The sequence below is a fragment of the Gracilibacillus boraciitolerans JCM 21714 genome, from assembly GCF_000521485.1.
Lineage (GTDB): Bacteria > Bacillota > Bacilli > Bacillales > Amphibacillaceae > Gracilibacillus > Gracilibacillus boraciitolerans.
Window position 1 is genome coordinate 1 of the sequence record NZ_BAVS01000051.1, and the last position, 11,919, is coordinate 11,919.

The 11,919-nt window shown below is 38.5% G+C and carries 12 protein-coding genes and 2 pseudogenes; 10 read left to right on the forward strand and 4 right to left on the reverse strand.

Annotation, left to right across the window (positions count from 1 at the left end; translation table 11 throughout):
- The 3 genes and pseudogenes from JCM21714_RS16885 to galU form a co-directional block, all read left to right on the forward strand.
- Positions 1-786 (forward strand): nucleotide sugar dehydrogenase (locus tag JCM21714_RS16885; RefSeq protein WP_035726171.1); only part of this gene is annotated, 786 nt, incomplete at its 5' end.
- Positions 767-1,792, forward strand: a complete 1,026-nt coding sequence (locus JCM21714_RS16890) for a GDP-mannose 4,6-dehydratase (RefSeq protein WP_035726173.1) — start codon at positions 767-769, stop codon at positions 1,790-1,792. The genes JCM21714_RS16885 and JCM21714_RS16890, both read left to right, overlap by 20 nt.
- 88 nt (positions 1,793-1,880) lie before the next feature.
- A pseudogene (gene galU / locus JCM21714_RS16895) lies at positions 1,881-2,790 on the forward strand (UTP--glucose-1-phosphate uridylyltransferase GalU).
- Positions 2,791-3,302: 512 nt separating this feature from the next.
- On the opposite strand, the gene JCM21714_RS16905 reads toward galU, so the two are convergent.
- Positions 3,303-4,148, reverse strand: a complete 846-nt coding sequence (locus tag JCM21714_RS16905) for an IS3 family transposase (RefSeq protein WP_035726180.1) — start codon at positions 4,146-4,148, stop codon at positions 3,303-3,305.
- Between the two features lie 20 nt (positions 4,149-4,168).
- Complete coding sequence (locus tag JCM21714_RS20290) at positions 4,169-4,519, reverse strand: transposase (RefSeq protein ID WP_052000868.1); 351 nt, start codon at positions 4,517-4,519, stop codon at positions 4,169-4,171.
- A gap of 194 nt (positions 4,520-4,713) precedes the next feature.
- On the opposite strand from JCM21714_RS20290, the gene JCM21714_RS16915 reads away from it, so the two are divergent.
- The 3 genes and pseudogenes from JCM21714_RS16915 to JCM21714_RS22480 all read left to right on the forward strand — a co-directional run bounded on the left by JCM21714_RS16915 (position 4,714) and on the right by JCM21714_RS22480 (position 6,693).
- On the forward strand, positions 4,714-5,169 hold the full coding sequence (locus JCM21714_RS16915) for a transposase (RefSeq protein WP_268748391.1): 456 nt from the start codon (positions 4,714-4,716) through the stop codon (positions 5,167-5,169).
- Between the two features lie 16 nt (positions 5,170-5,185).
- Positions 5,186-6,276: pseudogene (locus JCM21714_RS16920) on the forward strand (YifB family Mg chelatase-like AAA ATPase); the annotation flags it as partial.
- Between the two features lie 63 nt (positions 6,277-6,339).
- On the forward strand, positions 6,340-6,693 hold the full coding sequence (locus JCM21714_RS22480) for a magnesium chelatase subunit ChlI family protein (RefSeq protein ID WP_235183012.1): 354 nt from the start codon (positions 6,340-6,342) through the stop codon (positions 6,691-6,693).
- Here the strand turns inward: JCM21714_RS22480 and JCM21714_RS16925 are convergent, their stop codons facing one another.
- Positions 6,694-7,149, reverse strand: a complete 456-nt coding sequence (locus tag JCM21714_RS16925; protein WP_052000870.1) for a competence protein ComK — start codon at positions 7,147-7,149, stop codon at positions 6,694-6,696.
- Positions 7,121-7,420 (reverse strand): helix-turn-helix domain-containing protein, encoded by a 300-nt coding sequence (locus JCM21714_RS16930; protein ID WP_035726182.1) that lies wholly within the window; start codon positions 7,418-7,420, stop codon positions 7,121-7,123. Before JCM21714_RS16930 ends, JCM21714_RS16925 begins: the two co-directional genes overlap by 29 nt.
- Positions 7,421-8,104: 684 nt before the next feature.
- Here JCM21714_RS16930 and JCM21714_RS16935 point away from each other — a divergent pair.
- The 4 genes from JCM21714_RS16935 to JCM21714_RS16945 all read left to right on the forward strand — a co-directional run.
- The gene (locus tag JCM21714_RS16935; protein ID WP_305037904.1) at positions 8,105-9,487 is read left to right on the forward strand and encodes a UDP-glucose dehydrogenase family protein; all 1,383 of its coding nucleotides are present in this window, start codon (positions 8,105-8,107) and stop codon (positions 9,485-9,487) included.
- Positions 9,468-10,520, forward strand: a complete 1,053-nt coding sequence (locus tag JCM21714_RS16940; protein WP_035726184.1) for an SDR family NAD(P)-dependent oxidoreductase — start codon at positions 9,468-9,470, stop codon at positions 10,518-10,520. The genes JCM21714_RS16935 and JCM21714_RS16940 overlap by 20 nt, the downstream gene beginning before the upstream one ends.
- A gap of 413 nt (positions 10,521-10,933) precedes the next feature.
- Positions 10,934-11,098: a hypothetical protein gene (locus tag JCM21714_RS20295; RefSeq protein WP_158413552.1), complete on the forward strand. Its 165-nt coding sequence runs from the start codon at positions 10,934-10,936 to the stop codon at positions 11,096-11,098.
- Positions 11,099-11,128: 30 nt separating this feature from the next.
- A partial coding sequence (locus JCM21714_RS16945) for an ISLre2 family transposase (protein ID WP_148295080.1) occupies positions 11,129-11,919 on the forward strand: 791 nt, incomplete at its 3' end.

An 11,919-nucleotide genomic window follows, 5' to 3' on the forward strand; every position in this document is an offset into this window, starting at 1 on the left:
AGATCAGCAGAAATGATCAAATATGCATCAAATGACTTTCTTGCTCTTAAAATTTCTTATATGAATGATATTGCGAATCTATGTGAGCTAGTTGGAGCGGATATACAGGATGTTGCAAAAGGTATGAGTTTTGATGAGCGTATTGGAAGTGAATTTTTAAATGCGGGGGGGATTGGTTTTGGAGGTTCATGCTTCCCTAAAGATACTAAAGCTCTCGAGTATATTGCCAAACAGAACGGTTACGAACTTAAAACAGTTAAAGCAGCTATTGATGTAAACACAGAGCAGAAAACAATGCTATATAAGAAAGCTAGTAAAAGACTTATCACCTTTAGTGGTCTTAAAGTAGCTGTACTAGGATTGACTTTTAAACCAGGAACAGATGATTTAAGGGAAGCCGCATCTCTTGAAAATGTACCTTTATTATTAGAACAAGGCGCAGATATTTATGCATTTGACCCTGTTGGAGCAGAGAATTTTGCTAGAGTTCACCCAGAAGGCAAGAATGGTAAAGGTAGCATCACTTATGTTTCCAATATCGAGCATGCTTTGGATGGTGCCAATATCTGCTTTATCTTTACTGAATGGGGGGGAGAAGTAAAAGCATTAACACCAGAAGAATATAAGAAACTAATGAGAACTCCCCCCCTAGTATATGACGGTAGAAATATTTATCGTGTTGAAGAAATGCAAGAAGCCGGAGTAGAGTATCACTCGATCGGAAGAAAGCCTGCAACAAGAGAAGGAATAAAGGAGTCGAAGAATCTTGAATTACAAAACTCTTGATCCTAGTAAAACATACCTAATCACTGGAGCAGCTGGGTTTATCGGATACTACTTATCTAGAAAACTACTAGAACAGGGATGCCAGGTTATTGGTGTTGATAACGTCAATGACTACTATGATGTGAACCTTAAACATACTCGTTTAGGGAATTTGGAACCTTATGAGAATTTCACTTTTATAAATGGTGACATATCAGACAAGGATTTGGTAATGAAGACCTTTGAAGGGTACAAGCCTAACATTGTAGTAAACCTAGCTGCACAAGCTGGAGTACGGTATTCAATTGAGAATCCTGATGTGTATATTCAAAGTAACATCATTGGATTTTATAACATCCTTGAGGCTTGTCGATATAATCCAGTAGATCATCTTGTATATGCCTCATCTAGTTCTGTTTACGGAGCAAATAAAAAAGTCCCGTTTGAAGAATCAGATTTTGTTGATAATCCAGTGTCACTTTATGCATCTACTAAGAAATCAAATGAACTAATGGCTCATACGTATAGCCACCTTTATAAGATTCCAGCTACGGGGCTTCGATTCTTTACTGTTTATGGGCCTATGGGTAGACCTGATATGGCCTATTTTGGCTTCGCAGATAAGTATTTTGCAGGTGAGCCAATTAAGATATTTAATAATGGTGATTTCGAAAATGACCTTTATCGGGACTTTACTTATATAGATGACATCGTTGAGGGGATTGAACGATTATTAAGTAATCCATCTGAAGGTGATGTTCAACATAAGGTTTACAACATCGGAAACAATAGTCCAGAGAAGTTAATGGTATTTATTGAGACTCTAGAGAAAGCTTTAAGTAAGGCTTTAGGTAGAGAAGTTCAATTTGAGAAGATCTTTGAACCAATTAAGCCAGGTGATGTACCAGCTACTTATGCTTCAACAGATCAATTGCAGAAAGCAGTGGGATTTAAACCAGAGACTACGATTGAAGAAGGATTGCAGCAATTTGCCGATTGGTATGTAGATTATTATAAGTTGAAATAGTAAATAGGTTATGCTCCTTAAACACGTTTGAGTTTAAGGAGCTTTTTATTTTTTGGGATACAATTATTTTTATTAAAGGAGCGGTTTGATGCGAGTACGTAAAGCGATTATTCCAGCAGCAGGACTCGGAACTAGATTTTTACCTGCAACAAAAGCACAACCAAAAGAAATGTTACCAATAGTTGATAAGCCTACACTACAATACATTATTGAAGAGGCAGTCAAATCTGGGATTGAAGAAATCCTTATTATTACAGGTAGAAATAAAAAAGTATTGAGGACCATTTTGATAAATCTGTAGAATTAGAATTCGAGTTAGAGGCTAAAGGGAAGTATGAATTATTAGAAGAAGTAAGAAAGATTTCTGACTTGGTGAATATACATTTTATCCGTCAGAAAGAACCTAAGGGATTAGGGCATGCAATTTATTGTGCTAAAAGCTTTATAGGAAATGAACCATTTGCTGTTATGCTTGGTGATGATATTGTTGAAAATGATAAACCTTGTTTACAACAAATGACGGAAATGTATGAACAATATAAGACTACTATTTTAGGAGTCCAAGAAATTCCACTAGAAGATGTTAGCAAATATGGAGTAGTTGATGGAAAGCAAATTGAAGATAAAGTATACAAGGTTAACGGGTTAGTAGAAAAGCCTTCAGTAGAAGAAGCGCCTTCTAATATAGCCATTCTTGGTAGGTATGTAATTACCCCCCAGCTATTTTTGATATTTTAGAGCAGACTGAACCAGGAAAAGGTGGAGAAATTCAACTTACCGACGCTCTAAAGGTACTTGCTCAAAAAGAAGCTATGTATGCTTATACTTTTGAAGGAAAAAGGTATGACGTAGGGGGGGACAAGCAAGGCTTCTTACAAGCTACTGTAGAGTTTGCACTTCGAAGAGAAGATTTGCGTGAAGACTTTTTAAACTACCTAGTTAAAACCATTGAAAAGGAAACAAATGAAGAAAGAATTGAAGAACCTGTTGGCGTATAATGTAAGTTGTGTTAAATGCCATGTTCATTTAGTGAAAGTTTACCCGCTGGCCAATAATGGCTCGGCGGGCTTATTTGTGTTGCTTACTTTTTCCTAGAAATGCAATTCTTTGTAATCAGTTCCCCGTAAAATAATGATACTCGTCTCTATGTCTAAGTGAATGGGTTTAAATTTAATATATTGTTCAGCTAATATACGTCTGTCCATAACTATGGAATACTTTGTAATCGGTTTGTCGTAAAAAGCAAGCCTGCCAAACCTCAGCAGAAGCTGATGCCGTCCCATTCCCATCCCTACTGTACTTACATCCCTCGTATAAAGGAAATCAATATGCCATACATCCTTCCCCCCCTTCGTTGCAACAATATCTCCTACAGATCCGTGACTGTGACGTTCTATATTATATCCCTGTGAAATTAAATTTGGAGTTATATATCTAATCGCTCTTTCCTCAGGATATAGGTGCCAGTAAGCGTACCCCCCCTGTCAAGTAGATATATAATATTTGGGGGTCAAGCTGCCATTTTTTGTTTATATGGAATAGGTGCTATTGATCCTAGACCTTTTTGTCTTCTACTATTATTGTAGAAATTCATATACCATTCTATTGTTGGATAAAGTGCTTCTATTGTACGAGGCTTTTGGATGCGGACCGATTCTTCTTTAAGCCGACCGAAGAAGCTTTCTATCGGTGCATTATCCCAACAATTGCCTCTTCTAGACATGCTTTTTGTCATTTGATAGGATTGTAAGTAGTTCGTATATTGATGAGATGTGAATTGATGCCCTTGGTCGCTATGAAGCAAGGTATTCTTCACATCTCCTTTTTTCATTGCTGATTGAATGGTTTTCATTACTAATTCGTTGTCATTCTTGTCGCTAATATGATACGACACGATTTCGTTATTATATAAATCTAAAATCGCACATAGATAAAGCCGAGTTCGTCCTACATATAAATACGTGATGTCTGTGCACCACTTTTGAAAAGGCTTATCTGCATGAAACTGACGATGCAGCCGGTTATACGCTTTATATCCCTCATGCTTATAGTGTGGTTTCTTTTTAAATATCAGTGCCTGAATATTCATCTCTTTCATTAAATGATAGACACGTTTGTGGTTCACGACCTTGCCATATTCGTCCCTTAGTTCGTCAGTGATTCTAGGATAGCCATACGTATATCCTGTGTCAAAATAAATTTCTTGAATGAGAGACTTCATCTCCTCGTCATCCTTTTCCTTCGCTGTCATGGGACGCATTTGTCGATGACGCCATTTATAGTAACCGCTATGTGCTACTTCAGCAATGATACACAGATCAATAACTTTATATGTTTTGGATAGTTTGTGGATTATTTCATATCTATCTGCTGCTTTTAACTTCTTCCCTCCTTTCTCAGCATCAAAAGCTTTTTTAAATACGCATTCTCAGCCTCCAGAAACGCCATTCGTTCAACGATATCCCTAGGATCTTCCCACTCTTCAGTAGAGATGGGAGCTGACTTCTTTTTAATTCTTTTCTTTACTTCGTGTGTTCTTTTTCCTCTAGACTTAGGAGCAAAGGCATTATCACCGTCTTTTTCTTTTTTCTTTATCCAAATACGCACGGTTTCATCACTTGGTATATCAAAGGCACGCGCCACACTTAAGTAACCCAGTCCTTCATGATCATGATAATACTGTACAACCTCTTCTTTAAATTCTCTTGAATATCTCTTTTTAGTCATAAAAGTGTCCTCCTCACAAGGACAACTTAACACCCCCCCTAATCTAAAATGTCTACTATATGGGGATAATATCACAGACCCCCCCAAAAAAGACAATTGTTCACGTGTAGAGGACAGTGTGCGGATTCGATCGTGTTTGACGAGGTTGGAATATCTCCGATTAGTGGAAGAAGCAAAAGAACGAACCCCCATTCATTCTTCATACTTATTGCCTCATGACGAACCACATTCATCTTCAGATCGAAGTAATCGATCACCCTACAGGGAACATCATGAAACATATCCACGCTCATTATGCCAACTATTTTAATCATAAATATCATTTTACAGGTCATGTATTTGAAAGTCGTTATGGCGCGGAGCTGCTGACAACGGTGGAGTATGAATTAGAAGTGAACAAGTATATCCATTTGAATCCGATTCGTGCCAATATGGTGCAGGACTTAAAGGATTATAAATGGAGTAGTTATTTTGATTATATCAATCTTAATCACAGTTCTATTGTAAGTACGGACCGAATTTTCAGCTTGTTTTCTGAACCAAAAACAGAACATTATAAGAGATTTTTGCATGTGAAGGTACAACAGGAAAGTAAGTATTTAAATGCAAAGAAAGAGGAGGAGGGTGTACATGGTTACAAGTATATCTAGTATTGGGCTGCATGGAATGGAAGGGTATCGGATCCAGGTGGAAGTACATGTGTTAGAAGGTGCGCCAGCATTTACGATTATTGGTTTACCTGATTTAGCTGTACGAGAAGCACGGGAGCGGGTGATGAGTGCGTTGATTACGATGGGGGGGTGTGATGTGTCGGAAAAACGGGTGATTGTACAATTGTCACCACCAGAACAGAAGAAGTCGGGGCCATTTTTTGATATTGCGATTGCATTAGGAATATTAAAAGAAGAGGGAGAAATCAACGTTGAATTTGATGCGAATATTGCGTTTGTAGGTTCCCTTCGTTTAGATGGCACGATTCAATCGGTGGATGGCTTGCTTCCGAGTGTATTAGTTGCCAGCCAACTTGGTTTTACTCAACTATATATTCCTTCAGCATTAGAATTACCTCTCGCAAACATTCCGTCTCTTGACATTTTCCCAATCCAACATCTTGATGATTGTGTCGCCCATTTGCAAGGTCAACTGTCTCTATCTATTACAGGAAATAAGTGTGCGAATGTGGTGGCAGAGCAGAGTTCCAGACCATCAGAGTACGATTTTCCCCCCCATGTGCTTGGTCATGAACGTGCGAAGCGGGCGATGATGATTGCAGCTGCGGGTGGGCATCATTTGTTCATGACAGGACCACCTGGTTGTGGCAAAACGATGCTTGCTGAACGTTTTCCCACGATTTTACCATTGTTAACGGATCAACAATACTTGGAAATGGTAAGTGTTTATCAAATGACTAACAGCACACCTCCACCGAAAAGAATCCCTCCCTTTCGTTCGCCGCATCATTCGTCTTCCTATGTTGCGCTTGTGGGTGGTGGCAGTAATCCCAAGCCAGGAGAAGCTTCCCTTGCTCATCATGGGGTGTTGTTTCTTGATGAATTGCCTGAGTTCACCAGGAAAACATTAGATATGCTTCGCGAACCATTGGAAAGTGGCAAAGTTCATATTAGTCGAGCACAAGGTACGGTAACCTATCCTGCCCGTTTTCAGCTAATCTCCGCCATGAACCTTGTCCGTGTGGTTATCATCGAGCTAAAAATCGTTATTGTACGTGTAGTCCTAAAGAGATTCAAAAGTATCAGAACAGAATTTCCGGTCCACTGCTGGATCGCTTCGATATTTTCTTATCACTCGTTCCCGTATCGATGAATAGTAAGGTCTCAAAAGGGTTAACCTCTGTAGAAATTCTCAATCAAGTGATCAAAGCACAGGATAGGCAGCGAAGACGTTATCAAAGTACGGATAAAAACGCGACGATTTCCTTTGAAACGCTCAAAAAACTAGGGAATGTGTCTCCAAAGCAAATGCAGTTACTCGAAAAATGTGCCCAAAAACAAGTATGGAGCAATCGTGTTCAAGTGAAGATTTTACGATTAGCGCGAACAATTGCTGATTTAAACGAGGAAGAGCTCGTAACAGAAGAAGCACTGTGGGAAGCAATGACGTATCAGCGATCACCTTTGACGGAGAAGGAGGGGGGGGTGGGAGTGGTGTTGTAATTAGTTTATTGTTGTGCTTTTTCTATGTTTACGTGATACATAAGTCGAAATGGGTAAGATAATCGTCTGTTGATTAATAAAGTGAATACGTGATTGGGTAGAGCTAATCGATTCAATCTGGGTAATAGCATGGAACAAAAGCCAGACACAAGTATAAGAAGTTGCGGCCTCTGTTGAAAATGCAAATAATTGTTTATCTGGATAAATCGGAATCGGAGTTTTTTGTTGAAATGCTAAGTGGTGTTGCACAGACTTTTTTCTTCCCTCATAACTGGCGCCGTAATGTATGCAGTTTTCTTTGATAATAGCAAAGGGAGGCGATGTGACATATCGCTCTCCATCTTGTTCAATGATTCTTGTTTGATAGTCGATATCTATGGCTGGAAGGAGAGCCAGTGTATTGCTTGTAATCCGATAAGTGGGTGCATCATTTCTTTTTCCTCGCCTTACGGTCATTTACAGCATTAACTCGATCCTGATAAGTAGAAAAAGCATATTCCTGAAAGTATGTATGAATCGTATAGTAAGGAACGTCTAATAAGTGAGCGATTTGTTCGAAACGTGATAACGATATATCAATTTCGCCGCTTACAAACTTCTGTACCCATCGATCACTTAGATCTAACGCATGTGCGATATCATCTTGTGTATAGTTTTTCGTCAGCCGTTGCTTTTTGAAATATTCTCCAACAACAACCTTAAAATCATCATTTTCTCGTTCGTTCATAAAAACAACCTCTTACTTATTTTCCTAAATTAAAGAAGATGCAATAACGAATTATAGTTCGTTTTATGGATAAAATTAGAATAAAAGGTTGTAGTACATATCATAGAAAGAAATAACGATGAGCACATGCAGTATCAGATATTGTATGGAGTTGCCTATTTGTGTTTTGATATAATTTTTAGTATGTTTTAGATTAAATAAAAATAGTGAGAATTTTAAGAAATTTATTCTTGCAAACTAGTTGTAATTTTTGTGATTTATTGTTAAAATATTCTTAATTGAGAAAAAAATATAGTTTATATATGAGAATAAATAGCAAATAATAAAGTTTAGGCTTGGAGCTACCATTTAGTAAAAGGGGGGGGTTTCAGAGAACTTAATAAAAAAGTAAATCATGCTGTAATATAGGCATGATAAAAAATTGCCTTATCGTTCTATATAAAGAACTAACAGAAAAGAAAATAGTGACAGTTTTTAGATGTCTATTGGAAAGGATGTATGAATGGAACAAAACATTACCGTCTTTAAGCATTGATTTATGAAAAAAAGTTTATAACATGTCGGAGCCTGTCACGTCTCTTTGTGAAAGATACTGGTGGACCTTTTGATTAGATAGTTTATTGAATGGTTGATTTATGCAAGAAAAATAGATACATAGTGTTAAAAATAATATAAGGTTGGTGTATGAATATGAATATTGCAGTTGCAGGAACAGGTTATGTTGGTTTAGTTGCCGGTGTTTGTTTTGCGGAAGTGGGTCACCAAGTAATGTGTGTGGATATCGATAAGGAAAAAGTGGAAGTCATGAAGGCAGGAATTTCACCGATTTATGAGGATGGACTGGAAGAGTTAATGCAAAAAAATAATGCAGAAGGGCGCATAGATTATACGACTGATTATCAGAAAGCATATAGGGAAGCAGATGCTATCTTTATTGGTGTGGGGGGGACACCTGAAAGATCAGATGGATCGGCTGATCTAACATATATTGCTACCGTGGCACGACAGATTGCAGAATCGGTGGTCAAGGATTGTCTGGTGGTTGTGAAGTCTACCGTTCCTGTTGGGACAAATGATAAAGTCGAACAATTTATTCAGGATTTTCTCGTTAATGATGTGAAGGTGGAGGTAGCTTCGAATCCGGAATTTTTGGCACAAGGTACTGCTGTATATGATACGTTACATGCTAAGCGAATTATTATTGGTAGTGAAAGTACTTGGGCGGAAGACAGACTGATGGAGATTTATCAGCCTTTTCATTTGCCGATTGTTTCAGTGAATAGAAGATCTGCAGAAATGATTAAGTATGCATCGAATGATTTTCTTGCTTTGAAAATCTCTTATATGAATGATATTGCGAATCTTTGTGAATTAGTGGGAGCGGATATTCAAGATGTGGCGGAAGGAATGAGTTATGACGAGCGAATTGGAGCGAAGTTCTTAAATGCGGGGATCGGTTATGGTGGTTCCTGTTTCCCTAAGGATACCAAAGCGCTGGATTATATCGCAAAGCAGAATGGGTATGCATTAGATACCGTGAAAGCAGCGATCGACGTGAACAAGAAACAGAGAATCATGCTGTTTACCAAGGCGAGTAAGAGATTGATTACATTGAACGGATTGAAAGTAGCTGTACTTGGATTGACTTTTAAACCTGGTACAGATGATTTAAGAGAAGCGCCCTCTCTGGACAATGTACCATTACTATTGGAACAAGGGGGGGCAGATATTTATGCATATGATCCGGTTGGAGCATCAAATTTTGCTAAGGTCTATCCAGAAGGAAAGAATGGTAATGGCAGGATAACATATGTCGATCAGGCGGCGGAAGCACTGGAGGACGCCAATGTGTGTTTTATTTTCACCGAATGGGGGGGAGAGATAAAAGCGATTGAACCGGATACATATAAAAGGCTGATGCGAACGCCTTTGATCTATGATGGCCGAAACATTTATAAAGTTCAAGATATGGAAAGAGCTGGAGCCGAATATCATTCGATCGGTAGACAAGCTGTAATGAGAAAAGAAGTGAAGGAGATAAGTGAACATGAGTTACAAACGCATTGATTCGAGCAAAGTATATCTGATTACAGGTGCAGCAGGATTCATCGGATACTTCTTAGCGAAAAAGTTATTAGAGCAAGGCTGTACAGTGATCGGAATTGATAGTATCAATGATTACTATGAAGTCGAATTAAAACATACCCGTCTGGAGAAGTTACAACCTTTTGAAACGTTTAAGTTTATCAAAGGTGATTTGGCGGATAAAGTTTTTGTAGAGGAAGTTTTCCAGCAGTATCAGCCAGCCGTTGTCGTCCATCTAGCTGCCCAGGCGGGTGTGCGCTACTCGATTGAAAATCCTGATGCCTATATTCAAAGTAATATCGTCGGTTATTTCAATATGTTAGAAGCATGCCGATTTCATCCGGTTGATCACTTCATCTATGCTTCTTCGAGTTCGGTGTATGGTGCAAATAAGAAGGTTCCTTTTGAGGAGACAGATTTTGTCGATCATCCGGTTTCACTATATGCTGCTACGAAGAAATCGAATGAACTGATGGCACATACCTATAGTCATTTGTATCGTATCCCTGCAACCGGACTGCGCTTTTTCACTGTGTATGGTCCTATGGGAAGACCAGATATGGCTTACTTCAGTTTTACAAATAAATTCTTTGCAGGTGAACCAATTAAGATTTTTAACAACGGTGACTTCGACAATGATTTATACCGTGACTTTACCTATATCGATGACATAGTCGAAGGGATCGAGCGGTTAATACCTTTACCACCAGCAACTGACGTACCACATACTGTATTTAATATAGGGAATAACAGCCCAGAGAAATTAATGGTGTTTATTGAAGCTTTACAGAAAGCATTAAGTCATGCATTAGGCAAGTCGGTAGAATTCAATAAAGAATTTGAACCCATCAAACCTGGAGATGTCCGAGCTACCTATGCCTCCACTGATTTATTGTATGAGGCAATAGGATTCAAGCCGAAAACAACCATAGAAGAAGGATTGCAGAAGTTTGTTGATTGGTATGTGGAGTATTATCAAGTCACGAGTAAAGTGTCTGTCAACACTCGATTGTAGTGATGTTATGTGGAATGGGGATCGGGTAATATAGGGTTGCCTGTGCTGTCATTTTCTGAGTTTGGTATAGGTGAAAATTCAAAAGAACTCTAGCCATATCCTCTTCGGCGTAATTAAAAGCATCAAAGTTAATGGTTATCCACAAAATCTTAACGTAAAGAAATGTTAATTTCATATAATAATTTACTGTATCTATTAATGGGTTTACTTAAGAGAATATAGAGAATTATTGATATAATATTGATTCTTTGTTAAAAGGATGGAAAGATATAATTAAAAATTATAATTATTTAAGTATGTGTAAAATATTACTCGGGGAGTAATTAGAAAAAACATTCATAAATTTGGAAAAAGAAAAGAAGACCCTCTATAATAGATCATACATGACTACAATCCGAAAGAGGTGTCTTCTTATGCAGCAAATTATAACAAATTTATGGGAAATAATAAAGCAAACGGATAGTATGATTCAAGCAGAAGAGCAAATACAAGCCTATATGGAATCCGTTCTATGTGAGTGTGTAGGCACTTTGATGGAACAGATGGACCAAGTAATCAAAGAAGATAAACAACAGTAAGGTTGGCAAGTAGAAAGAACCGATGAACGTATGATGCAATTTTCCTTTGGTGCCGTGGCATATAACCGGACATTGATGAAAGAACCGAAAACGAACAAAAGCAGCTACCCGTTGGATCACTACATGGGATTTCTTTCTTACCAACGATATAGTCCATTAGTGGAAGTGAAGGCAGCGGAATTAGCGAGTGAGTTGACGTACCGTGAAGTGGCGAAAACATTAAAGGAATGGACAGCTGTGTCGATGAGTCACACCACCGTCGGAACGATCGTAAGGAAAGTAGGGGAAGCCCAAGCAAAGGAAAACGAAGAAATGGTGCAGGAAATAGAAGAAGCAGACGGCTTACCAGAAGGAAAAGAAGTCGATTATCTCTATGCCGAGGCCGATGGCGTGTTTGTTCGTTCGACAAAGAAAAAGAAAAGCATGGAAGTAAAGCATGGCATCACATATGAAGGATGGGACAAACAAGGAAAACGGGTGTCTTTAGTGAAACCGAAAGTGTACATGACCACCAAGTCGATCGATCAGTTCTGGGATCATGTGCAGGCAGGAAGTGCCCATGTTTATACGCTTGAGAAGGCCCAAGTCGTGACCAATAGTGATGGAGGGAAAGGCTATACGGCAGAACGTTTTCAAACGACCTTTTCGCAGTCAGAAAAACTCGTCATCAATCAATTAGATGCCTATCATATTCAACAAGGAATCAATCGCGCCTTTGGAGTGAAGAACCGGTTTAAGAAACCAGTGAAGCAGGCCATTGAACAAAAAGAACAGGCCACGTTTATTCTTTGGGTAGATACCTATGAAAGTACGTTAGAAGG